Consider the following 25,461-nt stretch of genomic DNA (forward strand, 5'->3'; position numbering starts at 1 on the left):
TTATGAGCGATGTATCCATACGGAAAGGCGGCCGCACACGCGGCCGCCTTCTGTCGAGGCGTTTGGGGAAACTGGCACGATTTCTGGTTTCCATCGCCGTTACTTTTTTTGGCCTGCTGTTCGTGACTTTCATGATCGGTCGAATTCTGCCGATTGATCCTGTGTTGGCTGTGGTCGGCGACCGCGCCCCCGCAGAGGTATACGAAAAAGCACGTATCGCGATGGGGCTGGACCTGCCGCTCTATGAGCAGTTCTTCATCTATGTGGGGAATGTCCTGCAGGGGAATTTTGGTGAATCCGTCCTGACGGCAAGGCCTGTACTGGAAGATATCAAACGTGTCTTCCCTGCGACCATCGAACTTGCGACAGTGGCAACTATTATCGGGGTTCTGCTGGGTGTTCCGGCTGGCGTTGCGGCGGCGGTGTATAAAGGCCGCTGGCCCGATCACCTTGTACGGATTGTTGGTCTGGTCGGTTATTCCATTCCGGTCTTCTGGCTGGGGCTGATGGGCCTTCTGTTGTTTTATATGAAGCTGGAATGGGTGGGCGGTCCCGGTCGGCTTGACCTGTTATATGAAGACTTCTTTGAGCCGACGACGAATATGATCCTGATCGATTCATGGATCGAAGGTGATATGGACCTGTTCCTGAACGCACTGCATCACATTATCCTGCCTGCGTCGATTTTAGCTTATTATTCATTGGCTTATATTTCCAGGATGACCCGTTCCTTCATGTTGGAACAGCTCAGCCAGGAATATGTTTTGACCGCCCGGGTCAAGGGCGTGCCGGAATATAGGGTGATCTGGCGTCATGCCTTGGGCAACGTCATGGTGCCTCTGGTGACGGTTATTGCATTAAGCTACGCCTCGCTGCTGGAAGGCTCGGTGTTAACGGAGATTGTCTTCGCCTGGCCGGGGCTCGGCCTCTATATCACCAATTCCCTTCTCAACGCGGATATGAACGCGGTCTTGGGTGGGACAATTGTTGTCGGTGCCGTTTTCATCGGCGTGAACCTGATCTCCGATCTCTTGTACCGCCTGTTGGATCCACGGGCGCGCTAATCGAATGGATTTTCAAGCTATGACGGATCTGGCAGAAAAGAACGATGGCTCAACCGGTCTTCGCGGCTGGCTGACCACGAATATTCCACAATCCCGCTTCCAGGCCCGGATGGGTCGGCTTTACCTTGGCTGGCTGACTTTCCGGCACAATAAGCTGGCGATGATCGGGCTGATAATCGTACTCGCCCTTTGCATTCTGGCTGCGCTGGCGCCACTGCTGGCACCTCATAATCCGGTTGCTGCCGACCTGACCAGACGATTGACCGCGCCCGGGGAGATTTCCATCCTTGGAACGGACCAGCTTGGGCGGGATATCCTTTCACGCCTCATCTACGGGGCTCGCTATACCTTGATGGTGGTCGGACTGGTTGCGATCACCGCCGCGCCTGTCGGTCTTTTCGTCGGGGCCATCGCCGGGTTTTTCGGCGGCTGGGTCGATGCCGTTTTGATGCGCGTGACCGATATTTTCCTCGCTTTTCCAAAACTCATCCTGGCCCTGGCTTTTGTATCGGCCCTGGGGCCTGGCATTGAAAATGCGGTGCTGGCAATTGCGCTGACGGCATGGCCGCCTTATGCGCGGATTGCGAGGGCGGAGACGATCACCGTCCGAAATGCCGATTATATCGCGGCGGCCCGTTTGCAGGGGGTTTCAAGTCTGCGTCTGATCACAGGGCATGTCATGCCCATGTGCATCAGTTCCGTTGTTGTGCGCGTCACACTCGACATGGCGGGCATTATCCTGACAGCGGCCGGTCTTGGGTTCCTGGGGCTGGGGGCGCAGCCGCCGGCACCGGAATGGGGCGCGATGATTTCGGATGGCCGCCAGTTTCTTCTGGATCAATGGTGGGTTGCCGCGATGCCGGGCATGGCGATTTTTATTGTCAGTCTTGGGTTCAATCTTTTGGGCGACGGCTTGCGTGATGTGCTTGACCCGCGGGGAGCAGACTAGGATGACCACCGACAGTTTTTTGGACGTTGAAAATCTCCGCGTTCGTTTTCAGACCGCGAAAGGACCGGTTGAGGCCGTGCGTGGCGTGTCCTTCTCCCTTGGCCGGGAGCGGCTGGGTATCGTGGGCGAGTCAGGCTCTGGCAAGTCCCAGACGGGCCGCGCAATCCTGGGGCTGACTGCGGCCAACGGATCGATCGAGGCAGATCGCCTGAGCTTTCATGATCTGGACCTGCGCAATCTTTCCGCGCGTGAGTGGCGAAAAATTCGCGGGGCGCGAATTTCCATGATCATGCAGGACCCGAAATATTCCCTGAACCCGGTGATGAGCGTCGGCAAGCAGATTGTGGAGGCCTATCGGGAGCACCATCGCGTGGGGACGCGTGAGGCGAAAAGCTGTGCGTTGAAAATGCTGGAACAGGTTAAAATCCGTAACCCGGAACAGGTTTTCAACAAATACCCGCATGAAGTATCCGGTGGCATGGGGCAACGCATCATGATTGCAATGATGCTGATCCCGGAGCCGGAAATTATCATTGCAGACGAACCGACTTCGGCGCTGGATGTCACCGTACAGCTACAGGTTCTGGCAATTCTGGACGACCTTGTGCGGGACCGGGGAATGGCGCTGGTGTTCATCAGTCATGACCTGACGCTGGTATCGTCATTCTGTGACCGCGTTCTGGTGATGTATCAGGGACGGGTTGTGGAAGAACTGGCCGCCGCGGACCTTGAGAATGCACGCCATCCTTATACGCAGGGCCTGTTGGATTGTTTGCCGCGCATTGATCGCATGCATACAGACCTGCCGGTCCTCAACCGCGACCCAGCCTGGATAGAGGTGTAACGATGGCGATGATTGAGATATCGGACCTGAATGTCTATTTCCAGGATCTTCATGTCCTGAAGGACGTCTCGCTCAGTGTGGAAACGGAAGGGGCCTTCGGGTTGGTCGGGGAGTCCGGTTCCGGGAAGTCGACGGTGTTGCGCACCCTGACCGGATTGACCGATGACTGGCATGGCCAGATGTCGGTGAACGGGCAAACCCTCGGGCGTAAGCGTGACAAGGCATTCTACAGTTTGGTTCAGATGGTTTTCCAGGACCCCTTCGGCTCGTTGCACCCCAGACATACCATTGACCGAATTCTCACCGAACCGGTGGATGTACACGGTCTGGGTAATTCGGAAATGCGCGTGAAACAGGCGTTGGAACAGGTGGGGCTGGATGCGTCATTCCGTTTCCGCTATCCCCATCAACTGTCGGGCGGGCAACGACAAAGGGTTGCTATTGCGCGGGCCCTGATCCTGGAACCGAAAGTGCTTCTGCTGGACGAGCCGACATCCGCGCTTGATGTGTCCATTCAGGCGGAGGTTCTGAACCTTCTGTCGGGACTGCGGCGTGAGTTGGGGCTTACCTACATCATGGTCAGTCATGACCTCGCCGTTGTGGCGCATATGTGCGATGACGTGGCCATTATGAACCATGGTCGCATCGTGGAACGCACAACGGCGGAGCAGCTATCTCGTGGTGCTTTGGAGGAATCCTATTCTCAACAACTTTTCAAGGCGTCAAGCGGCTATGACCGGGAGGTTGTCGCCGGTTTCTCCGACTGGGAATAGACTTGGCTCCTGGGGCTAGTCAAAGGCGGCCTGGGCGGTGAGTTCGTCGAAATTCAGGAAGACGTATTTGTAGTCGTCAGGCGTGGCATTCAGATGTTTGTCGTAGTGATATCCTGCGTCGTAGTCGTAGTAGGAGACACTCATGATTGTTACCGCGCCGGTTTTGTGATCCTGAAGCGGCAGTATGATGCGCCTGCCGTTGAGCCTGCTGTCGCTGTTTTCAAAACTGGACAGGACAAAGAGTATGCTTTTTTCCCTTACCGCATGCAGCCATAGACGGCGGATGGATGAAGCGCGCTGCTCGTCATAAAGCTCGGCGAGCGTATGTGTTTTCAGGCGCTTGATAAATGAATTCGAAACATCTTCTCCCGCCAGGCGGCAATAAAAGTCACCTTTGGATTCATCCCAGTCAAACAGGGAAATATGAGGCATGGAAACTGCGAACTGTGCCGGGTCCATATCCTGTCGGGCGGGCAGATGACCCGATGAGAAAAGAGACAGCCAATGTTGCAAAACCGGCCTGAGATATTTATGCGACAGCGCGTCCTTTAAAACATAGGACCTATCTTCGAGGTTACGTAACACTGTCATTTGATATATTCGTTCCTTCATATCCGACCCTCAACAAGCCGGGATTAGTAAGTTCTTTATAAGATATTTTTTTAAATGTCAGGCTTTGAACCTAGCGGCGAATAGTAAATAACAAACAAAAAAATGGATTTTTAGTTTATGGACCGTAAGAAAAATCGTGAAATCTATGTTCAGGCGATCGGCTGGGGTGACGCTGAGGTGGAGGCTTTGCCTGTGGACGCTTCTTTTCGGCGCTATTTTCGTCTGCGGCGTGGTGAATCCACGGCAATTCTTATGGATGCACCGCCGGAGCATGAGAATGTTCCGCTGTTTGTAACCCTGGCGGAGCATTTGCGGTTTCTCGGACTTTCAACGCCGGAAGTCCTGGCGCAGGACGATGGGAACGGATTTTTACTGCTGGAGGATTTCGGGCATCAGACCTTCACGCATCTGCTTGCAGAAGGACATGACGAAAAGCCACTCTATGAGATGGCGGTGGATGTGCTCGCCCATCTGCAGCAAGCACCAAATGTGACTGCGGTGACTGTCGATCCCTATGATGAGGAGATGTTGCTGCGTGAGGTGGCCTATGTGCCGGATTGGCTGTGGCCAGCCCTTCGGGACACAGACTGTCCGGGGGATGTCTCTACGTCGTTTGAAATGGCATGGCGTGAGGTTTTTGCTTCTGTCTCCCCTTTGCCGGACACGCTTGTGATCCGCGATTTCCATGTCGACAATTTGATGCTTTTGCCAGACCGACAGGGCGTGAAGGGGTGTGGGTTGCTTGATTTTCAGGGGGCTGTGATCGGCAATCCTGCATATGACCTGGTTTCCCTGCTGGAAGATGCGCGTCGCGACATTGGCGAATCCCTGCAGATGGCAATGAAAGATCGTTTCTATGAACGAATGGGGCTGACACATATCGTGGATTTTGATGCCTGGTACGGTATTATGGGGGCTCAGCGGCATACGAAAATATTGGGGCTTTTTGTCAGGTTGTGGCGTCGTGATGGAAAAAACGGCTATCTGAAACATCTTCCGCGTGTCGCGAAACTTCTGGCGAGCCGCTTAGATAAGGACGAACTTAAGCCCGTGCGGGACTGGTTTGAAACCTATTTGCCTGACTATTCCTCGACATTGCCGGTAGGGTAGGGCAATTTTTGTCCAATCGGTTTTGTAAAAAAAATCGCTGTATTGGTTTAAATGCAGAAAAATAGTTCTCGCAGTGGTAGTGTGTTTGAAATCTACCCTTGAAAATTTCAAAGTTATGTGTAAATAGCAAAAAACAACAAAAAAATATGTTAAATATAATTTATTTACGTATTTGTAGTGTTGTTTATGTCGAGCCAAAATTTAAATGTGTTGTGGAGTTACCGGACTGATGTCTAAGCCTGTCACGAAGTCGATGACCCACCTTCAGCAATTGGAGGCGGAGAGCATCCATATTATTCGCGAGGTCGCGGCGGAATTTGAAAACCCGGTAATGATGTATTCCATCGGCAAAGATTCGTCGGTGATGCTGCATCTGGCCCGCAAGGCGTTTTATCCTTCGAAACCGCCGTTTCCTCTGATGCATGTGGATACGACCTGGAAATTCCGGGAAATGATCGAGTTCCGTGACCGCATGGCGGCTGAATACGGCTTCGACCTGATCGTTCATATTAATGAGGATGGTGTGAAGCAGGGGGTCGGTCCGTTCACGCATGGGTCTTCTGTCCATACCGACGTGATGAAGACCGAGGCCCTGAAGCAGGCGCTCAACAAGTACAAGTTTGATGCCGCCTTTGGTGGGGCCCGCCGGGATGAGGAAAAATCCCGTGCGAAGGAACGTATCTTTTCGTTCCGTACGGAAAGTCATCGCTGGGACCCGAAGAGCCAACGTCCGGAGCTTTGGGATACTTACAATGCCCGCATCCACAAAGGCGAGAGCATTCGCGCCTTCCCGTTGAGCAACTGGACCGAACTGGATATCTGGCAATATATCCATCTGGAAAACATTCCCATCGTTCCGCTCTATCTGTCAGCCGAACGTCCCGTTGTTGAGCGCGATGGCATGCTCATCATGGTTGACGACGACCGCATGCCTCTGAAACCGGGCGAAGAGCCGATGATGAAGTCGGTTCGTTTCCGTACACTGGGCTGCTACCCGCTGACCGGGGCCGTTGAATCCAAGGCGGATACGCTTACCGATGTTATTCAGGAAATGCTGCTGACGCGGACATCTGAACGTCAGGGGCGCATGATCGACCATGATCAGGCCGGTTCCATGGAAAAGAAAAAGCAGGAAGGATATTTCTAATGTCTCATCAATCCGACCTGATCGCGAAAGACATCACAGCCTATCTCAAGACGCAGGAAGAAAAAGGCCTGTTGCGTTTCATTACCTGCGGCAGCGTTGACGACGGCAAGAGCACGTTGATCGGCCGCCTGCTGTGGGATTCCAAGTTAATTTTTGAAGACCAGCTTGCCGCCCTGGAAAGCGACAGTAAAAAAGTCGGCACCCAGGGGGGCGATATTGACTTTGCCCTTTTGCTGGACGGCCTTCAGGCAGAGCGGGAGCAGGGCATTACCATTGATGTTGCCTATCGCTTCTTCTCCACAGACAAGCGCAAGTTCATTGTCGCCGATACGCCGGGCCATGAACAATACACCCGCAATATGGCGACCGGGGCGTCTCACGCCGAAGCCGCGGTTATTCTTGTCGATGCCCGCAAAGGCGTGCTGACGCAGACCCGTAGGCACAGTTACATCGTGTCGCTTGTAGGCATCAAACATGTGGTGCTGGCGGTCAACAAGATGGACCTTGTCGATGGTGGCAAGGACGTCTTTGACGAGATCGAGGCCGAATATCGGGCGTTTGCCGCAGACCTTGGCTTTGACGATATTACCTGCATTCCGATCTCCGCCTTGCGTGGTGACAATATCATTGATCGCAGCGGCCAGATGGACTGGTATGACGGTCCGACTTTGATGTCACATCTGGAGACGGTTGAGGTTGTTTCTGATCTGCAGGAAAAACCGTTCCGTATGCCGGTCCAATGGGTTAATCGCCCGAACCTCGATTTCCGTGGTTTTAGCGGAACGATCGCCAGCGGCAAGATCCGTCCGGGCGACAGCATTGTCGTTCCGTCATCGGGGCAGACGAGCGTCGTGGATCGTATCGTAACTTTCGATGGTGATCTGGAGGAGGCTGTTGCCGGGCAGGCGGTGACCCTGACGCTGACGGATGAAATCGATATCAGCCGTGGCGATATGCTGTCGGATGGGCAGGCCCGCCCGGATCATGCGGACCAGTTCCAGGCGAAACTGATCTGGATGCATGAATCCGAACTGCTGCCGGGGCGTCACTATCTTCTGAAGATGGGGACCCAGACCGTGGCGGCTCAGGTCAGTGAGCTGAAATACAGTGTTAACGTCAATACGTTGGAGCATACGGCTGCGAAGACGTTGGAGCTTAACGAGGTCGGCATTTGCAACCTGGCCCTCGACCGGGCATTGAGCTTTGATGCCTATGACGACAACAAGGGCACCGGCCGCTTTATCCTGATCGACCGCTTTACCAATGCAACGGTTGCGGCTGGCATGATCTGCCACGCCTTGCGTCGGGCCACGAACATTCATTGGCAAAGCCTTGATATCAATAAAAAAGCGCGGGCAGACCTGAAGGGGCAGAAACCGGCAGTCCTTTGGTTCACAGGCCTTTCCGGGGCGGGCAAATCCACCATTGCCAATGCCGTGGAAAAGAAGCTTCATTCCATGGGCAAGCACACTTATCTTCTGGATGGGGATAATGTGCGTCATGGGTTGAACAAGGACCTTGGCTTTACTGATGCCGACCGCGTGGAAAACATTCGTCGCGTGGCGGAAACGGGTAAGCTGTTTGTCGATGCAGGCATGATCGTCCTGACGTCTTTCATCTCACCCTTCCGCAGTGAACGCCGCATGGCCCGTGAAATGCTGGATGATGGTGAATTCCTGGAGATTTGGGTAAATACCCCGCTTGAAGTTTGTGAAAGCCGCGACCCGAAAGGGCTTTATAAAAAAGCCCGAAGTGGTGAGATCGCGAACTTCACGGGGATTGATTCGGCCTATGAGGCGCCGGAGACTGCCGAGATTATCCTGGACGGCGGCGCCGCGACACCGGAGGAACATGCCGAGATCATCGTTGACGAGCTTGAGAAGCGAGGGATGATCTGGCCATCAATTGGTGGTTACAGCATCTAGAAGGTTGGAGGGGCCCCGCTTTTGGCGGGGCTTTTTCTTTGCGGAGGAAATTCTGCCTTATTCTTGCCTGTTTGGCATGCCAGATACGCCCGCATTCTGGAAAGTGAGGTTGGCGATGCGCATGATGTTTAAATCGGTTTTCTTGGTCTTGATGCTTTTCGTTGTTTCCTGTTCCGCAACCAGGAACGACGGGCCTGAGACAACGGTGAAAGGGGCGCTGGCCTATCGGGAGCGGGTTGCTTTGCCACCGGGTGCTGTTGCGCGGGTGACGCTACAGGATATCTCAATTGCTGATCGTCCGGCACCGGTTCTGGTTGAGGTGGTGTTGGATACCCGTAACAAGCAGGTACCGCTGTCGTTCCAGTTAAATGTCCCTCAGGGCAGTTTGCAGCCGGGGATGCGATATTCCGTAAGCGGCTCCATTCGGGACCGCAGTGGCCGCCTGTTGTGGACGACGGACCGCGTGAACCTCGTCGATCCGACCAAACGGGAAGTAGACCTCGGCGTTCTCATGATGGTCCGGGCTACGGACTTGGCAGAAACCCCGATGGGGGCGGCCTGGATTGTCGAAGACATTGACGGCAAGGGCATTATTGATTCGTCGCGGGCATCCATCACATTTTCCTCTGATGGCCGTATCAGCGGATCCGGGTCCTGCAACCGGTATATGGGGCGCTATGCTTTTGCCGGTGAAGGAAAAGTCATGATGGACTCTTTCGCCTCGACCGAAATGGCTTGTGCCAAGGCGCTCATGAACCAGGAACAGCGCTTCCTGACCATTCTGCAAAAAGTGACATCCTATGAAATCGACACTACCGGTGGGCTGGTTCTGAAGACAGAGACCGGCGAAACCATAACGGCACGCAAGGGCAAGTAGCCCGAGGAGCGGTGTACGGTTTCTTCGCCCGGGTTTACGTGGTCTCTTCGGCCATGGATACCCGGTTGCGGCGGCGCGTCAGAAAAAGGCCGATCAGCGCAAGGATGGCAAAGCTGAGCGAGGCGAGGGTGGTTGCCTGGAAGGATTGCCAGGAAGCGATCATTCCGGTCAGGAAATTTCCGATCAACCCGCCAGTGAACAAGGTGCTGACATAATAGGCTGTGGCCATCCCGGGGCGGTCGGGAGCGGCATTTTGTACGTAGGTCATGCTGACCCCGGCGAAGATACCGTAATAGGCACCGTCCAGAACCGAGAGGGCCAGGACTTCCGGCATGCTGGATGCGCTGTGTATCAGTATAAAGAAGATTGCGGCGATGGCCGCTGCCAGGCAAAAGGCGCGCCTTTCCCCGATCAGTCTGATGAGATGTCCGCTGAAATAGATTGTCGGCACTTCAATGAAGCATTTGACCGTCAGTCCAAGGCCCGAGGTGGCCGAAGGCAGCTTCAGTTCAGTGGTGAAGTAGAGCGGTGCGGCGGATAGATAAACCACATTGCCGATACCGATTAAAAGCACGGGAATGCAAGCCATCAGAAGCACCGGGTTGAAGGTCATACGGCGCTTGCCGCCTGTTGCATGTGGATGGTGGGAGGCGAACCTGTTGGGAATGATCAGAAAACAGCAGGCCAGCCAGAACATCCCGGTCAGCGCGATAACCAGGAAGGTCGCGCTGAAATCGATTTTTCCATAGATGATCAGTGAAACTGCCGGGCCGATCATCCAGGCAAGTGACGTTTGCATGCGAAGCAGCGAATTGAAGCTGACAGGATCGCGTCCGCTTTGTTCTGCAAAAAGGCGGCCGAAGGAATACATCGCCGACAGGGCGGCCCCGGATGTGCCGATCAGGATTGCCCCGATCGTTGCAAACAGCAGGAAGCTGTGTATTTGCGAGATGAGCAGCATCGCCGTAATGAAGGCGAGACAACTGGTGATCGGTAAAACCTTGAGCGGCTTTCCTGTATCAATCCATTGACCGTAGAAACGGTTGACCAGCAATGTTGTGACCACCTGAATACAGGCATAGATGCTCATCTTCCAGGGCAGTTCGCCCAGGCCCTCAACGATGAAAAGGCCCGTCAACGGCACAAAGCTTGATGTGGTCAGGCTGCCGATGAAAAGTAAAAAAAGGAGGAAAAACGGGCGTTTGTCGAGAAAACGAAAGGTCGCGCCGCCAGCGGTCTGTTCCACGTCCGATCTCCGGGCCCCGGGGGGCAATGCAGTCAATCCAGTTATTGTTGTTAGACTGCATTGCTAATGCGAGTAAAGAGACAATTGCGGGCAACCGCCGGGCGTGGGTAATCGATATCAGACCTGTTGGCTGACCACCTTGCTGACGGCGTGTTGCCAGCCCGCGAGATTACGGTCGCGATCCGTAGCGGCCATTTTCGCCTTGAAGTGCGCCTGGAGGTTCCAGTGTTCGGCGATTTCGTCGAGGTCCTGATAAAGGCCGTGCTGCAGGCCGGCGAGATAGGCGGCCCCCAGGGCCGTTGTTTCCAACACGGACGGACGATCGACGTCGATATTCACGATATCCGCCAGGAATTGGCACAGCCAGTCGTTCGCCACCATGCCGCCGTCCACACGAAGATGCGTGGGATGGACGCCGTCACGAGCCATGGCTTCCAGCAGGTCATGTGTCTGGTAACAGACCGATTCCAGGGCGGCGCGGGCGAATTCACCGGCGCCGGTGTCACGAGTCAGGCCGAAAATGGCGCCACGGGCATCCGGGTCCCAGTGCGGTGCGCCCAGACCGGTGAAGGCGGGCACGAGATAGACCCCGTGGTTGTCCGGTGTTTCGCTTGCCAGCCGTTGCGTTTCGGCAGCCGTATTGATCAGGCCCAGACCGTCGCGAAGCCACTGAACGGCAGCGCCCGCCACAAAGATGGACCCTTCGGAGGCATAGGTGGTCTCGCCATTCAACTGATAACCAACGGTCGTCAGCAGTTTGTTCCGTGACGTGACAGCCTGTTTACCGGTGTTCAACAGGACAAAACAGCCTGTTCCATAAGTGCTTTTGATCATGCCCGGTTCAAAACAGCATTGGCCGAAGGCGGCTGCCTGCTGGTCGCCTGCAATGCCACCGATGGGGATCGGGTGGCCAAAAATCTCTGCATCTGTAACGCCGTAATCGGCGGCGCTGTCTTTTACCTCGGGCAGGACCGTGCGGGGGATATTGAACAGACGCAGCAGCGTGTCATCCCAGTCGCCGGTATGAATATTGTAGAGATTGGTCCGCGAGGCGTTGGTTGCATCGGTGGCGTGCACTTTGCCGCCGGTCAGCCGCCAGAGAAGGAAGCTGTCAATCGTGCCAAAGGCCAGGTCGCCACGTTCTGCCTTTTCTCGGGCACCTTCGACATTCTCCAGTATCCAACGCAGCTTCGTGGCGGAGAAATAGGGGTCGAGCAGGAGGCCCGTTCTGGCCGTGACGTCCGCTTCTACCCCTTGTTTTTTCAGGTCTGCGCAATAGGCGGATGTCCGGCGGTCCTGCCAGACAATGGCGTTATAGACCGGTGCGCCGGTCGTGCGGTCCCAGGCGACAGTGGTCTCACGCTGGTTGGTGATGCCGATGCTGACAACATTTTCCGGGGATATCTGCGCCAGGGCGTCCCGGCATACGGACAATACCGAATCCCAGATATCCTCGGCGTCATGTTCTACCCAGCCGTCATTGGGGAAATGTTGTTTGAACTCCTGCTGCACCGTTGCATGTGCGCGTCCGTCCTTACTGAAGAGGATGGCGCGGCTGCTGGTCGTTCCCTGGTCGATGGCAAGCAGCATCGGTTCCCCAGTCATGATCATCTCCCATATGACGGTTTTTTTGCAGTTATAGCCCGAATTAGCGAGAGGACGAGAGAAAAATCAAGAGAAATGTTCTTTTCCGAAAAAATAGTTGGATTTTTCACCAGCAGAATGCGGATTTCGGAGTTGAGTGCTGGAGTATTTCGGGCCCGCAACCTCTGAATTTATGCCGCAATGCGGTAAGTGCTTCTATGTTTTCGTTTATTCCTTATATCGTTTGAAATTTTCGAATATGAGGCGGCGTTTCGGCGCAAGAATTGAAATTTTTCTGTTGAATTCACTATTAAATCGCGTGTAGTTTCGAAAACGAAAAATATAAACAATCATAATCGAAAGTGTTTGAAAGGTAGGATGTCGAAGGTGGCGCAAGAACAGCCCTACGACCTCGCAATTATCGGCGGCGGTATTAATGGTGCGGGAATAGCGCGAGACGCAGCCGGGCGCGGCTTGTCCGTTTTCCTTTGCGAAAAGAATGATCTGGCGAGTGCGACGTCTTCGTCCAGCACGAAGTTGATTCATGGCGGGCTGCGCTATCTGGAACATTATGAGTTCCGTTTGGTGCGTGAGGCACTGAAGGAACGTGAGGTTCTCTTGCGGGCGGCTCCGCATATTATCTGGCCGCTGCGCTTTGTGCTGCCGCATGTGAAGGGCTTGCGCCCCGCATGGCTTATCCGTCTTGGTCTGTTTCTTTATGACAATCTGGGCGGTCGGGAGATTCTTCCTGGTTCGGAGGGGATTCGTTTTGCCAATCATCCTTCCGGTAAGCCTCTGACCAAGGACCTGAAAAAGGGCTTTGTCTATTCCGACTGCTGGGTTCAGGATTCACGTTTGACGGTGTTGAACGCCATGGATGCCAGCCGGATGGGGGCTGAAATCCATACGCGTGAGGAATGCATCGAGGCACGTCGCGAGGGCGACCTCTGGCTTGTTCGCACGCGTCGCCAGGACAACGGCGAGGTCTCCGAAATCAAGGCACGAAGCCTTGTTAACGCGTCGGGCCCATGGTGTGCAGAGATTATTGAACAGACGCTGTCCTTGCACTCAAAGCGGCAGATACGTCTGGTAAAGGGCAGCCATATCGTCGTTCCCAGGCTGTTTGAGCACAACTACTGCTACATTTTCCAAAATCCCGATGGCCGAATTGTTTTCGCCATTCCCTATGAAAACGACTTCACGCTGGTCGGCACGACTGACGTTGATTATCAGGGGAACCCGTCTGACACGAAGATATCGGGTGAGGAAGTCGATTATCTTTGTAAGTTGATCAATCAATATTTCGAAAAGAAAATCACTGCCGACGACGTCGTCTGGAATTACTCCGGCGTCCGTCCGCTTTATGGCGAGGATTCGGAAAACGCGTCTGCCGTGACCCGCGATTATACGCTGGACCTGGAAGGGGAAGGCGGGGAAGCGCCGCTGCTGAATATTTTCGGCGGCAAGATCACGACATACAGGAAACTGGCAGAGCATGCGATGCAAAAGCTGTCGGGCGCGCTGCATATTCCAGATAAACCCTGGACCGCAGGTGCCAAACTGCCGGGGGGTGATATCGGCGGTGTTGATTTCGACGGTTATGTCGAACAGGTAAAAGCAAAATACCCCTGGTTGCCGTCGGCGCTTGCCTATCGATATGCGAGAAATTACGGTACCCTGCTGGAAAAGATTGTGGGGGGAGCCACCAATTTGGAGGGCTTGGGGGAATGTCTCGGAGACGATCTCTTTGAGGCGGAAGTCAGCTATCTCATAAGCTGTGAATGGGCTCGCACTGCAGAGGATATTCTGTGGCGCCGTTCAAAACTTGGGCTGCATTTGTCTAAATCAACAATAAATAGATTGAACGCCTACATGTCGGCACAGAATGCCGATGTTTCGAAGGCTGTTTCAAAAGAAAAGAAGGTAAGTTCGTAATGACTCTGGTCCTGGAAAACCTGACCAAGTCCGTGGACGGGGAGGAATATCTAACCGATATTTCCATGACGTTGGAACCTGGGAGTTTCAACGTACTTCTCGGGCGAACGCTCGCGGGCAAAACGACGCTGATGCGCCTGATGGCTGGCCTGGACCAGCCAACATCCGGCCGTGTGCTGATGAACGGCATCGATGTGACCGGTCTGCCGGTGCAAAAGCGCAATGTCGCCATGGTCTATCAGCAGTTCATCAACTATCCGTCGTTGACGGTCTATAACAACATTGCGTCGCCGCTTAAACTGGCGCGTATCCCCAAGGACGATATAGACCGGCGCGTCCGCGAGACTGCGGAACTGATGCATATCGAGCATCTGCTGGACCGCCTGCCGCAGGAACTTTCCGGTGGCCAGCAGCAGCGTTGTGCAATGGCGCGTGCCATGGTCAAGGATTGCTCCATCCTGCTGCTCGATGAGCCGCTCGTGAACCTCGACTACAAATTGCGTGAGGAATTGCGCGAGGAAATCCCGAACATGCTGAAAGGCCGGGAAACCATCGTGGTCTATGCCAGTACGGAACCGGCAGAGGCATTGCTGCTGGGCGGGAAGACGGCCGTTCTGCATGAAGGCCGCCTGCTGCAATTCGGTCCGGCGACCAGTGTGTTCCATAATCCGGGGTCCGTTCAGGTCGGCAATATCTTCTCCGACCCGCCGATCAATTTCGTGGATGCCGAAGTGGATGGAAATCACATTCGGCTCGGCACCGGGCAGATGATCGAGAAGACCGGCCACCTGACCGACCTGCCGCAGGGCAGTTGCACGGTCGGCGTCCGCGCCAACCATCTCGGCATGTCCCAGAGCAGTGACAATGATATTGCAATGCAGGGGCAGGTTGAACTGGCGGAGATCACCGGCTCGGAAACCTTTGTCCATGTTCATTACAACGACGTTTCCTGGGTGATCCAGGAGGAGGGCGTTCACGACCCGCGTCTGGGCGACAATGTCACCTTTTATGTTGATCCCGCACGGCTGTTCGTTTTCGAACGCCGCGGCAATCTGATTGCCGCGCCGACAGTCGGCGGCAATGCCCGGTTGAGTTAGGGAGAGCGCATAATGGCACGTATTGATTTGAAAGAGCTTGCGCATTCCTATCTGCCGGACCCGCAGTCCGAAGACGATTATGCGCTGCGCCGTATGAACCATGTCTGGGAAGATGGCAGTGCCTATGCGCTGTTGGGCCCGTCCGGTTGCGGCAAGACAACCCTGTTGAACATCATCTCGGGTCTGCGGACACCGTCCGAAGGGCAGGTTCTGTTTGACGACAAGGACGTCACGCGTCTGCCGCCGGAAGCACGAAATATTGCGCAGGTTTTCCAGTTCCCGGTCATCTACGACACCATGACGGTCTACGATAACCTGGCTTTCCCGCTGCGCAATCGCGGCGTGGCCGAGGCGCAGGTCGATGCGCGTGTGCGTGAGATCGCAGGGATGCTGGACCTGGATGACGCGTTGAAGCACAAGGCAAAGGGCCTTGGTGCAGAGGCAAAACAGACGATTTCGCTGGGCCGGGGCCTGGTGCGCGACGATGTGGCGGCGATCCTTTTCGACGAACCGCTCACAGTGATCGACCCGCATCTGAAATGGCACCTGCGTCGCAAGTTGAAGGAAATCCACAAAAAGACCGATGTGACCATGGTCTATGTGACCCACGACCAGGTGGAGGCACTGACCTTCGCCGACAAGGTTGTCGTCATGTATGACGGTCAGGTGGTGCAGTTGGGAACGCCTCAGGAGTTGTTTGAAAATCCGCAGCATACCTTTGTCGGCTATTTCATCGGCAGCCCGGGTATGAACCTGATGGCCTGCGGGCTTGAGGGGGATTGCGCGGTTGTTGATGGCATTGCCATTCCGCTTGATCCTGCTGTCCGTGCGAAGGCGGAAAAAGCCGGTGGCACCCTGGAAATCGGCATCCGGCCGGAATTTCTGACGCTGGATACTGCTGCAGATGCGCAGGGGATTCCTGTATCCATCACCCGGGTCGAAGACCTGGGGCAATACCAGATCGCGACCGTGACTTTCGGTAATCAGAAGCTGCGTGTGAAGCTCTCCGAAGATCAGCATGTAAGCGGCACCGAGGGCAAGCTGTCCTTCCCGACGGAATGGACGAAGCTTTACTCAGACAGCCGGTTGGTTGCGTAAGGGGAGGCGGAACAATGGATAAGATTTTTAATAACAAAGCCTGGTTTCTGGTCCTGCCGGTTTTCGCCATTGTGGCAATCAGCGCGATCATTCCGCTGATGACGGTGGTGAACTATTCCGTGCAGGATATCCTGGACCCGCAAACGCGCTTTTTTGTCGGTGCGGAATGGTTCCGTGAAATCCTGGCGGACGAACGCCTGCGTGATGCGTTGGTCCGGCAGATCATCTACTCCACCTGCGTGCTGTTGATTGAAATTCCGCTGGGTGTCGGCGTTGCGCTTTGCCTGCCCCGCAGCGGCTGGGGCGTGTCGGTCTGCATGGTTGTTCTGGCGCTGCCATTGCTTATTCCCTGGAACGTGGTTGGCACCATCTGGCAGATTTTCGGTCGTGCTGATATCGGCCTTGGCGGTTACCTGATCAACGGCCTGGGTGTGGACTACAACTACGCACAAAACGAGTGGGACGCCTGGGTGACGGTGCTGGTCATGGATGTCTGGCATTGGACGTCGCTGGTTGTGCTGCTGTGCTATGCCGGTTTGCGGTCCATTCCGGATGCATACTATCAGGCGGCCCGGATTGACGGGGCTTCCCGCTGGTCTGTCTTCCGCTATATCCAGTTGCCCAAGCTGCAGGGTGTCCTGGTCATCGGCGTGCTGCTGCGCTTCATGGACAGCTTCATGATCTATACCGAACCGTTCGTTCTGACCGGTGGTGGTCCCGGCAACGCGACAACCTTCCTCAGCCAGTTCCTGACGCGGTTGGCGGTTGGTCAGTTCGACCTGGGGCCGGCGGCTGCCTTCTCGATCATCTATTTCCTGATCATTCTGCTTGTAAGCTGGGTGTTCTTCACCGTGGTGATGAATATCGGTAAAGGGGAGAAAAACTAATGAAAAAGCGTTATCTCGCTCTTTACGTCTATGTCCTGTTCCTGTTGGTGCCGATCTATTGGCTGATCAACATGTCCCTGAAGACCAACCAGGAAATCCTGGGGACCTTCACCCTTTGGCCGGACGCGTTGACCTTTGCCAACTACATGACGATCTTCACCGATCCGGCGTGGTACTCGGGCTATATCAACTCGATCATCTATGTGGTCACCAACGTGATTATCTCGCTGTCGGTGGCGCTGCCTGCGGCTTATGCCTTTTCGCGCTTCCGCTTTACCGGTGACAGCCATCTCTTCTTCTGGCTGTTGACCAACCGTATGGCGCCTCCGGCGGTCTTCCTGCTGCCTTTCTTCCAGCTTTATTCCAGTGTCGGCCTGTTTGATACGCATATCGCAGTGGCAATTTCCCACTGTCTGTTCAACGTGCCGCTGGCGGTCTGGATCCTGGAAGGCTTTATGTCGGGTGTGCCGCGTGAGATCGACGAGACGGCCTATATTGACGGATACAGTTTCCCGCGTTTCTTCACTACCATCTTCCTGCCGCTGATCCGTTCCGGCATTGGTGTGACGGCATTCTTCTGCTTCATGTTCAGCTGGGTGGAACTGCTGCTGGCGCGGACGCTGACGTCGGTCAATGCAAAGCCGATCGTAGCAACCATGACGCGGACGGTCTCGGCCTCCGGGCTGGACTGGGGCGTGCTGGCTGCGGCCGGTGTGCTGACCATCGTGCCGGGCGCGCTCGTGATCTGGTTTGTACGTAACTACATCGCCAAGGGCTTTGCCCTGGGCCGCGTGTAAGGGGAGGAACAAGATATGCAATGGATGGCTTGGACCCCTGTTACGGCAGCTTTCTTTGTCACAATCGTGCTGATCTTGGTGGGGATGACGGTCTGGCAGATGGCATCTCCCTCGGTGGCCCGCAAAGGCTTTCTGCCGATTGAGACCCATCGCGGTGACAGGTTGTTCATCTCGCTGTTGGGCAGCGCCTTTATTCACCTGGCCTGGCTGACGTTTACCGAAACGCCGGTAACCGGCATTCCGTCGGCGACCCTGTTCCTCGGTGTCGAGGCGGTTGCCGACAGCCTTGGTGTGGTGACGACAGAGATCGAATCCTACAGCGATGCGATGTCTGAAATTCTCTCTGATCACTCGGTGATCGGCGCCTTTGAAATCGCAATTGTATGGGTCTTCGCGGTGTTCCGCTGGGGCTGATGCTTAAGAATTCGGGAGCCGGGGGGCGACGCCTTCCCCCACCGGCGACCGCCCGAAGCCAGTTTGGCGAACAGGGAAATAAAAGGAAGGCTTCATGGGAGGTTCTGTAATGACAATGTTATCCAGAACAAAGTTTAGTAAAGGCCTGCTGGGTGGGGTCGGCGGCGCTGCTTTGGCGTTGACGGTAGCCATGTCTCCGGCACAGGCAGACCAGTATATGGATGCTGCTAAAAAGTGGGTTGATAGTGAGTTCAACCCGTCGACGCTCAGCAAGGAAGAGCAGCTCAAGGAACTGGAATGGTTCATTCAAGCGTCCAAGCCGTATCGCGGCATGGAAATCAAGGTGGTTTCCGAAACCATTGCGACGCATGAATATGAATCCAAGGTTCTGGCCAAGGCGTTCTCTGAAATCACCGGCATCAAGTTGACCCACGATCTGATCGGTGAAGGTGACGTGATCGAAAAGCTGCAGACCGAAATGCAATCCGGCCGCAGCATTTACGATGCCTACATCAACGACTCCGACCTGATCGGTACGCACTCGCGTTACCACAAGGTTGTTCCGCTGAGCGATTATATGGCGGGTGAGGGTAAAGACGTTACCCTGCCGACGCTGGATATCGACGACTTCATCGGGACGTCCTTTACGACCGGTCCGGATGGCAAGCTCTATCAGCTTCCTGACCAGCAGTTCGCGAACCTTTACTGGTTCCGCTATGACTGGTTCCAGCGTCCCGAGCTGAAAGCCAAGTTCAAGGAAATCTACGGTTACGACCTGGGTGTTCCGGTGAACTGGTCTGCTTATGAAGACATTGCAGAGTTCTTCTCCAAGCATGTGAAGGAAATCGACGGTCAGCCGGTCTATGGTCACATGGACTATGGCAAGAAAGACCCGTCCCTCGGCTGGCGCTTTACCGATGCATGGCTGTCCATGGCCGGTGCCGGTGACAAGGGCATTCCGAACGGCCTGCCGGTCGATGAATGGGGTATTCGCGTTGAAGGTTGCGCACCGGCTGGTGCCAGCGTTGAACGTGGTGGTGCGACCAACGGCCCGGCTGCGGTCTATGCGCTGACCAAATATCGTGACTGGCTGAAAGAATATGCGCCGCCCGAAGCTGCGGGCATGACCTTTGGCGAAGCCGGTCCGGTCCCCGCACAGGGCAACATCGCCCAGCAGATCTTCTGGTACACCGCCTTCACCGAAGCAATGACCAAAGACGGCCTGCCGGTGGTAAACGAGGACGGCACGCCGAAATGGCGTATGGCACCGTCCCCGCACGGTCCGTATTGGGAAGAAGGCATGAAGCTCGGTTATCAGGACACCGGTTCCTGGACCCTGATGAAAGACACCGATCCGGTGCGTCGTAAGGCAGCCTGGCTCTATGCTCAGTTCACCGTTTCCAAAACGGTTTCCCTGAAAAAACTGCTGGTTGGTCTGACCCCGATCCGTGAGTCCGATCTGCAGTCCCAGGCGATGACCGACGTGGCACCGAAACTGGGTGGTCTGGTCGAATTCTATCGCAGCCCGGCCCGCGTGGCCTGGACGCCGACCGGCACCAACGTTCCTGACTATCCGAAGCTGGCTCAGCTCTGGTGGCAGAACGTGGCCGAAGCGGTGACGGAAGAAAAGACCCCGCAGCAGGCGATGGACAACCTTGCCGAAGGTATGGACAAGGTTATGAAGCGTCTGGAGCGTGCCAAGATCGGTGGCGAATGCGCACCGAAACTGAACAAGAAACGTGAAGCATCCTATTGGCTCGAAAAGCCGGGCGCGCCGAAGGCGAAACTGGCCAACGAAAAGCCGCAGGGTGAAACCGTTCCTTACGACGACCTGCTTCAGGCCTGGAAAGAAGGGCGCGTGCGCTAAGCGCATCCGTTCGACAGCTTTAAGCAAAAGGGAGGCGGCCTCTTTCGGGGCCGCCTCTTTTCTATGTGCGGGGTTGCTTCGCAAGTCAGGTGCATTCTGCTACCATGGAACAAAGTCGTATCAGTGACTTATAACTCCAGGAAATATGAAGGGGTGCGTTATGGGCGGGGTCCAGCATTTGATGAGCGCAAAAGCATGGCGGATCGGTATCGGCGCTGCCGTCGTGGCGATGATGGCGGGATGTGCGCCGGTAGAGACCCCGACGCTGAACGATCAATATGTGAGTGACCTGGCGTCCGCAGGCTCCTTCACCGGGGTCGAGGGCCGCATTATCACGGATAATGACGCTGCCTTTCAGGCCAAGCTGGACCTGATCCGACGGGCAGAGAAATCCATCGACGCCATGTATTACATCTATGCCGATGACCTTTCGTCATCCGTTATGAGCATGGCATTGCTGGATGCAGCAAAACGTGGCGTAAAGGTAAGGCTTCTGGTCGATTATCTGACGAATTACAGCCGCTTGGACCATTTTTCGATGATGGAACGTGAGGCCCGCAAATCCGGTGGGGACCTGGAAGTGCGGTTCTTTAACCGCCCGACACGGAATATTATCAAGAATGCGGCTTATCTGACGTCCGGCTGTGTAGGTACCTCCCTTGATGCGCCGGACCGGGCCTGTTCACAGGCCAAGACGGCCAACATTGATGCTTTTTTTGCTGGTGAGAAAATCGACGGCGTTGAGGCCAAATCCCTTAACATTTCCAATCGCAACACGGGGTTCTCCGGTATTTTCCTATCCGGTCTTTACGCCAAGGAACCGGATGTCATGGCCTATGCGGTAACAGCCGGGCAGGGGATCGACCCTGACGCTGCCATGTCAGGCGGGCCGCAATTGAGCGACGAGGACAAAGACAAGCTTGCAGAACTTGGAAAGCTTTACTGGCATGCCAAAACCGGGTCGGGATTTTCCGGCCTTGTGGCACGGGTGAAACTGGGGCTCGCCTTTACCCTTTACGGTGACACGATTGATCCCGTGTTTAACCAGTTTACCGCGGTGATACCGTCTGAAACACCAGATGCGGATGCCGCAGCCCGCGATTGGGAATATTTCACTCAGTTCCTGCATCATAAATTCTTATTGGTGGATGGCCGATGGGTGCAACTTGGCGGTCGCAATGTGGAGGATTCCTACCACATGCATCCGACCGAGCTGACCCATAAATATGTGTTTATGGACACTGATCTGAACGCGGACCTGGGACAGCAGACGCAACTTGGTGACACGTTCGAACGGATCTGGGGTTTCCGGACAATGGTGGCGGGGCTGGACGAAATCCGCCAGCACGCGCCGAACGAGATCGTGGCCAACCTTCATGCTTGGAATGCGGCGCAGGAAACCTGCAAGGGGCAGGGAGATCAGGAGATGGTCGCGACTTGCACCGGTGTCCTATTTGCAGGCAAGGCGGAAAGCCTGGACCAGCGGGAGGATGCCGCCTATGCCCGTATGCTGGACAACGCGGCGACCTATAAGAACAGATATGAACCGGCAACGGCCGGTGCCTGGCCGTCGATTGCGCTGCCCGTCGGGGCCGAGCTGACCTATCTGGAAAACCTTACCTTGAAACGGGATGCCAGAACAGGAGCGTTGCAACGCCAGTTCGACACGACAAACGGGCGTGAGTTGCAGGAGAACAAACATATCCATGCACTTTGGCTTTCCGCTATGAAAACCACTTGTCAGCAGTCCTATCTGGATGGGCGGACCCGGCGCGTCGTCCTGCATAATGCCTATTTCTTCCCGTCGTCCAATTTCATAAGTGCACTGGCCAAGATGATTGACGGTACGTGGAATTGCGGGAATGTCGATATTATGGTTTTGACCAATTCGCTGGACACGACGGACCTCAGTATAGTCAATCTCTTTGCCCGGCATGGGACGAAGGCATTTTCGGAATACTACCGGGATCACCGCTCACCGGACCGTGGCGCGCGCGTCCGCTATCTGGAATATGTGCGTGATCCGAACGGGCCGTGGTTGTCCCTGCATTCCAAGGTGATGGTCATTGGCGATTATCTTTTTGTGGGCTCCGCCAATACCGACGTGCGCAGTTATGTGATGGATACGAATAACGGTTTCCTGATCCGTAATGCGCCAGAATTGGTGAATGCCTATCTTGAATTTGTAGATGGTCTTGCAGGAGACCCGGATCGTGTTCGCTACAGAACCGCCTATTTCGCGGCAACTCCCCGCGAACAGATTCTGGAGGAAGACATTGTGTCCCTTCGTCAGATGCTCAAGAAATACCGGGCAGATCGCTGGATCAATGAAGAGCAGGTCAAGAAGCTGGAGCAACAGGCGGTCCAGTCTCTGAACGAAACCTATGCCCTGACGAAGAAGCTGCTGACCCGCGCCCCCGGCGCAAAGGAAGCCGCAGAGGCCTTCAATCGCAAGTTCAAACCGATCTAGGCCTGGAGACTTTTCGGAGATATATCGGCAGCGGCTTCGGCCGCTGCCTTTTTCATGACGACGACAAAGCAGGCCCCTGCATCATTGTCGTGAACCAGATACAAATCACCGCCCAGGTTTTGCATGATCTGCTTGGAGATCGCGAGGCCCAGGCCTGCCCCGGCTTGCTCCCGTGAGCGCGCGTTCCAGCCTCTTGAAAATTTGGAGAAGAGGGCGGAGCGGTCTTCGGGTGGAATACCCGGGCCATTGTCGCGCACCCGAATGGCTGCGCCGTCCCGTGCGTCTGTTTCAACCAGTTCTATCCAGACCTTGGGCGCATCGCTGTTGTTGTATTTGATTGCATTGGAAATGAGGTTGATGAAAACCTGTTTCAGGCGGTCGGCATCGGCGATGACGGGCAATGACCCGTCGCCCAGATTATTGATCAGTTCAACATTCCGGTCACTGGCCAGGCCCCGCATCGTCTCTATTGCATCGGCGGTGATGGCAAGGGCATCAACATCCTGAAAGTCCCAATTCGCCTGACCGTCTTCCATCTGGCTAAGGTCCAGGATTTCATCAAGAAGGCGGGTCAGGCGGACGCTTTCGTCCTGGATAATGCCTAAAAACCTATTTGATTGCTGCTGGTCCAGCCCCTGTTGCGATACCAGGATTTCGGAGAAAGAGCGGATGGAGGTCATCGGCGTGCGAAGTTCATGACTGACGCGGCTCAGGAAGTCATCTTTCATCTTGTCCAGCCGGGTGAGCTGTTCGTTCGCCTGACGCAGTTGTTCCGCCGTTTCCTCCAACTCATGGGACTTGCGTTCCAGCTCGTGGCTGTAGCGGATGGCCTCCTGCGTTTCATCCAGAATGTCGATGACGGCTTCGAGGCTGATGCTTTCGCCTTTGGCCACGCGGGATACCAGTGTTCTGGCGGATGCCGCACCGACGCCGCTGGCCAGTTGTCGTTCGATATAGGCGATGAAGCGCGGGTCCGGCGTTGGCAATTGGTCTGCCCGCCCTTGTTTGCGGGCATAGGACTGGAAGATGCGTGCAGCCCGGTCCCGGCCCAGAATCCGTTGCGTCAGTTGGAATAGATCTTCTGACGTTGCCGAGCGCTGCAAGCCGCTTTCAACTCCCTGGCGGCGACTGTTGAAGGCGTCGACGAAGAGGATGCTTTGCAGCCTTTCCAGAGGCAACTGGCTGGTAGACAGGGAAACGAGGACATAGCAGAGAACATTGATGGAGAAACTCCAGAACAGGCCGTGGACCAGCGGGTCCCATTCAGACAACCCGAACAGCGCGTCCGGTTTCAGAAGTTCAATGGAAAACGGGCCGGTTTGCACAAGGCCGATAAACGCCCAGCCGGAACTGGCAAAGCTCGGCACCAGCAGGGTATAGATCCAAAGCAGGAAACCGGCGATCAGGCCCGTGGTCGCGCCAGCCTTGGTGCCGCCTTCCCAATAGATGCCACCGATCAAGGCAGGCAGGAATTGTGCCACGCCTGCAAAAGAAATCAGACCGATTGAGGCAAGCGGGTTCGTCGTGCCGGTCAGGTGGTAGTAACTGAAACCGAGGGTCAGAATGGCGACAATACTCAAGCGCCGAACAATGATCAGCAGGCGCGAGAAGTCGCCGCTGCCCGGGCCGGTGAAGAAGGGCAGGCGGAGAAGCAGCGGCGTCACCAGGTGGTTCGAGATCATGATTGAAAGCGCGATACTGGCGACAATGACCATGCTGGTCGCGGCAGACAGCCCGCCAATGAAGGCGAGGAGGGCCAGGCCACCCTGGCCTGCGGAAAGTGGTACTTTCAGAACATAGAGGTCCGGATTGTCGGTTTCCGGCAGGTGGACCATTCCGCTGATGGCGATCGGAATGACGAAAAGACTAACCAGCAACATATAAAGCGGGAAAAGCCAGGCGGCGGTTGCCAGATGTCTTTCTTCGGAATTCTCAACCACGGCAACCTGGAACTGGCGGGGCAGACAGATGATTGCCGCCGCCGACAGGAAGGTCGTTGCCAGCCAGCGGGGCTCAAAGCCTTCGCTGAAGGCGTAGAGGTTTTTGACGCCCTGATGCCATTTGGCGGTATCAAACAGGTCGCGCACGCCGTCATTCAGGCCATAGACGGCAAAGACGGCAATTGCGCCCAGGCTCAACAACTTGACGATAGACTCGAAGGCAATGGCGGCGACAACGCCTGGATGGCGCTCATCCGCGCCGACATTGCGCGTGCCGAACAAGATCACGAATGTGGCCATGCAGACTGCCACCCAAAAGCCGGTGTCGGCAAAAATGCCACGGTCACCGACAGTGTGCGGCACCCAGGTCTGTGCCGCGCCAAGGGCATCGAAACTTGCCGCGACGGCCTTTAGCTGAAGGGCAATATAGGGCGTAACCCCGATAAGGGCGATCACCGTGACCAGGGCCGAAAGCAGGGCGCTTTTGCCATAGCGCGCAGAAATGAAATCTGCAATCGAGGTGATTTTCTGGGCCTTGCTGATCCGTACCAGTTTGCGCAGCAGAAACCACCAGCCCATCAACACGAATGTCGGGCCGAGATAGATGGTCAGGTATTCCAGGCCACTGCGGGCAGCGGAGCCAACCGCGCCATAGAAGGTCCAGGACGTGCAATAAACGGCCAGTGACAGGGTATAGACGATCGGTGAAGAGACGAAAGATGCCGCGCCACGCTCCGCGCGCCGATCGCTGACAAATGCCAACAGGAACAAACCGCCCAGATAAAGGCTGGCTACAAGGACGATGAGACCGGTGCTGAGCATCGC

General features: G+C 55.5%; 20 protein-coding genes. 16 read left to right on the forward strand and 4 right to left on the reverse strand.

Annotated features, from left to right (window positions below):
- Nucleotides 1-2 precede the first annotated feature (2 nt).
- Genes IF205_RS11405 through IF205_RS11420 form a run of 4 tightly spaced genes read left to right on the forward strand, consistent with a single transcriptional unit; the run spans nucleotide 3 to nucleotide 3,630 of the window.
- On the forward strand, nucleotides 3-1,064 hold the full coding sequence (locus IF205_RS11405) for an ABC transporter permease (protein WP_259779493.1): 1,062 nt from the start codon (nucleotides 3-5) through the stop codon (nucleotides 1,062-1,064).
- A 19-nt stretch (nucleotides 1,065-1,083) separates the two neighbouring features.
- Complete coding sequence (gene nikC, locus IF205_RS11410) at nucleotides 1,084-2,013, forward strand: nickel transporter permease (protein WP_259779494.1); 930 nt, start codon at nucleotides 1,084-1,086, stop codon at nucleotides 2,011-2,013.
- 1 nt (nucleotide 2,014) lies between these two features.
- Nucleotides 2,015-2,857, forward strand: coding sequence for an ABC transporter ATP-binding protein (locus tag IF205_RS11415; RefSeq protein WP_259779495.1), 843 nt, complete (start codon nucleotides 2,015-2,017; stop codon nucleotides 2,855-2,857).
- An 8-nt stretch (nucleotides 2,858-2,865) separates the two neighbouring features.
- Nucleotides 2,866-3,630, forward strand: coding sequence for an ABC transporter ATP-binding protein (locus IF205_RS11420; RefSeq protein WP_259783271.1), 765 nt, complete (start codon nucleotides 2,866-2,868; stop codon nucleotides 3,628-3,630).
- Nucleotides 3,631-3,645: 15 nt separating this feature from the next.
- Here the strand turns inward: IF205_RS11420 and IF205_RS11425 are convergent, their stop codons facing one another.
- Nucleotides 3,646-4,221: a PAS domain-containing protein gene (locus IF205_RS11425; RefSeq protein WP_259779496.1), complete on the reverse strand. Its 576-nt coding sequence runs from the start codon at nucleotides 4,219-4,221 to the stop codon at nucleotides 3,646-3,648.
- 138 nt (nucleotides 4,222-4,359) lie between these two features.
- Here IF205_RS11425 and IF205_RS11430 point away from each other — a divergent pair, with 138 nt between their 5' ends.
- From IF205_RS11430 to IF205_RS11445, 4 genes are all read left to right on the forward strand, one after another.
- Nucleotides 4,360-5,352, forward strand: coding sequence for an aminoglycoside phosphotransferase family protein (locus IF205_RS11430; protein ID WP_259779497.1), 993 nt, complete (start codon nucleotides 4,360-4,362; stop codon nucleotides 5,350-5,352).
- 229 nt (nucleotides 5,353-5,581) lie between these two features.
- The gene (gene cysD, locus IF205_RS11435) at nucleotides 5,582-6,499 is read left to right on the forward strand and encodes a sulfate adenylyltransferase subunit CysD (protein WP_259779498.1); all 918 of its coding nucleotides are present in this window, start codon (nucleotides 5,582-5,584) and stop codon (nucleotides 6,497-6,499) included.
- Nucleotides 6,499-8,424, forward strand: coding sequence for a sulfate adenylyltransferase subunit CysN (gene cysN / locus IF205_RS11440; RefSeq protein ID WP_259779499.1), 1,926 nt, complete (start codon nucleotides 6,499-6,501; stop codon nucleotides 8,422-8,424). The genes cysD and cysN overlap by 1 nt, the downstream gene beginning before the upstream one ends.
- Nucleotides 8,425-8,545: 121 nt before the next feature.
- Complete coding sequence (locus IF205_RS11445) at nucleotides 8,546-9,301, forward strand: META domain-containing protein (RefSeq protein WP_259779500.1); 756 nt, start codon at nucleotides 8,546-8,548, stop codon at nucleotides 9,299-9,301.
- 34 nt (nucleotides 9,302-9,335) lie between these two features.
- Here IF205_RS11445 and IF205_RS11450 read toward each other — a convergent pair whose 3' ends face one another.
- Both IF205_RS11450 and glpK read right to left on the reverse strand, forming a co-directional pair.
- Entirely contained in the window at nucleotides 9,336-10,547 is a 1,212-nt protein-coding gene (locus IF205_RS11450; protein WP_259779501.1) for an MFS transporter, read from the reverse strand.
- A 117-nt stretch (nucleotides 10,548-10,664) separates the two neighbouring features.
- Nucleotides 10,665-12,152: a glycerol kinase GlpK gene (gene glpK, locus IF205_RS11455; protein WP_259779502.1), complete on the reverse strand. Its 1,488-nt coding sequence runs from the start codon at nucleotides 12,150-12,152 to the stop codon at nucleotides 10,665-10,667.
- Nucleotides 12,153-12,518: 366 nt separating this feature from the next.
- On the opposite strand from glpK, the gene glpD reads away from it, so the two are divergent.
- From glpD to IF205_RS11495, 8 genes are all read left to right on the forward strand, one after another.
- Nucleotides 12,519-14,066, forward strand: a complete 1,548-nt coding sequence (gene glpD / locus IF205_RS11460) for a glycerol-3-phosphate dehydrogenase (RefSeq protein ID WP_259779503.1) — start codon at nucleotides 12,519-12,521, stop codon at nucleotides 14,064-14,066.
- Complete coding sequence (locus IF205_RS11465) at nucleotides 14,066-15,163, forward strand: ABC transporter ATP-binding protein (RefSeq protein WP_259779504.1); 1,098 nt, start codon at nucleotides 14,066-14,068, stop codon at nucleotides 15,161-15,163. The genes glpD and IF205_RS11465 overlap by 1 nt, the downstream gene beginning before the upstream one ends.
- Before the next feature lie 12 nt (nucleotides 15,164-15,175).
- On the forward strand, nucleotides 15,176-16,261 hold the full coding sequence (locus tag IF205_RS11470) for an ABC transporter ATP-binding protein (protein WP_259779505.1): 1,086 nt from the start codon (nucleotides 15,176-15,178) through the stop codon (nucleotides 16,259-16,261).
- A 14-nt stretch (nucleotides 16,262-16,275) separates the two neighbouring features.
- On the forward strand, nucleotides 16,276-17,148 hold the full coding sequence (locus IF205_RS11475) for a carbohydrate ABC transporter permease (RefSeq protein WP_259779506.1): 873 nt from the start codon (nucleotides 16,276-16,278) through the stop codon (nucleotides 17,146-17,148).
- The gene (locus tag IF205_RS11480; protein ID WP_259779507.1) at nucleotides 17,148-17,945 is read left to right on the forward strand and encodes a carbohydrate ABC transporter permease; all 798 of its coding nucleotides are present in this window, start codon (nucleotides 17,148-17,150) and stop codon (nucleotides 17,943-17,945) included. The genes IF205_RS11475 and IF205_RS11480 overlap by 1 nt, the downstream gene beginning before the upstream one ends.
- Nucleotides 17,946-17,960: 15 nt before the next feature.
- On the forward strand, nucleotides 17,961-18,359 hold the full coding sequence (locus IF205_RS11485) for a DUF2160 domain-containing protein (protein WP_259779508.1): 399 nt from the start codon (nucleotides 17,961-17,963) through the stop codon (nucleotides 18,357-18,359).
- A 115-nt stretch (nucleotides 18,360-18,474) separates the two neighbouring features.
- A complete protein-coding gene (locus IF205_RS11490) occupies nucleotides 18,475-20,226 on the forward strand; it encodes an ABC transporter substrate-binding protein (RefSeq protein ID WP_259783272.1) in 1,752 nt (583 codons plus the stop codon).
- 181 nt (nucleotides 20,227-20,407) lie between these two features.
- The gene (locus IF205_RS11495; RefSeq protein ID WP_259779509.1) at nucleotides 20,408-22,696 is read left to right on the forward strand and encodes a phospholipase D-like domain-containing protein; all 2,289 of its coding nucleotides are present in this window, start codon (nucleotides 20,408-20,410) and stop codon (nucleotides 22,694-22,696) included.
- Here IF205_RS11495 and IF205_RS11500 read toward each other — a convergent pair.
- On the reverse strand, nucleotides 22,693-25,458 hold the full coding sequence (locus tag IF205_RS11500) for a sensor histidine kinase (protein WP_259779510.1): 2,766 nt from the start codon (nucleotides 25,456-25,458) through the stop codon (nucleotides 22,693-22,695). The genes IF205_RS11495 and IF205_RS11500 overlap by 4 nt on opposite strands.
- Nucleotides 25,459-25,461: the final 3 nt, after the last annotated feature.

This window comes from Aestuariispira ectoiniformans, assembly GCF_025136295.1.
Classification (GTDB): domain Bacteria; phylum Pseudomonadota; class Alphaproteobacteria; order UBA8366; family Aestuariispiraceae; genus Aestuariispira_A; species Aestuariispira_A ectoiniformans.